1 rRNA gene is annotated in these 655 nt (G+C 44.4%); it reads right to left on the bottom strand.

The annotated features are described in order from the left end of the window. Positions 1-437: ribosomal RNA gene (locus tag CX664_RS25205) — 23S ribosomal RNA — on the bottom strand; the annotation flags it as partial. Positions 438-655 lie beyond the last annotated feature (218 nt).

The raw sequence follows: 655 nt of genomic DNA, 5'->3' as shown, positions 1-655 counted from the left end.
GAGTATTTAGCCTTGGAGGATGGTCCCCCCTCGTCCGAAGACAGTTCAGACAGGATTTCACGTGTCCCGTCCTACTCGATTTCACAATGATTGGCCTTTCGTGTACGGGGCTATCACCCACTATGGCCACACTTTCCAGAGTGTTCCACTAACTCATAAATTGCTTAAGGGCTACTCCCCGTTCGCTCGCCGCTACTGGGGGAATCTCAATTGATTTCTTTTCCTCCGGGTACTTAGATGTTTCAGTTCCCCGGGTTCGCCTTCCAGACCCTATGTATTCAGGTAAGGAATAACGGCTTATGCCGTTGGGTTTCCCCATTCGGAAATTCCTGGATCACAGCTTGTTTATCAGCTCCCCAAGACTTATCGCAGATTACCACGTCCTTCATCGCCTCTGACTGCCAAGGCATCCACCGTGTACGCTTAGTCACTTGACCATATAACCCGAAACGATTTACCTTCGTAAATCGTTAGAGGTCAGTCAATACAACTACCTTTAACGATCAAATGAATTTGAAGTTATTCAAATTCATCGCCATACACATTAGCTATTACCTTTCGGTAATTAACTTGAGAGTGTCTCAGCAAGAATTTTCATTAAACAACCGAAGTTGTCTAAATCAATTCAGCTTAATTTGGATTCCACATTTTTAAA

The sequence above is a fragment of the Endozoicomonas acroporae genome (assembly GCF_002864045.1).
Lineage (GTDB): Bacteria > Pseudomonadota > Gammaproteobacteria > Pseudomonadales > Endozoicomonadaceae > Endozoicomonas > Endozoicomonas acroporae.
This window is presented reverse-complemented; position numbering and strand designations above follow the sequence as displayed.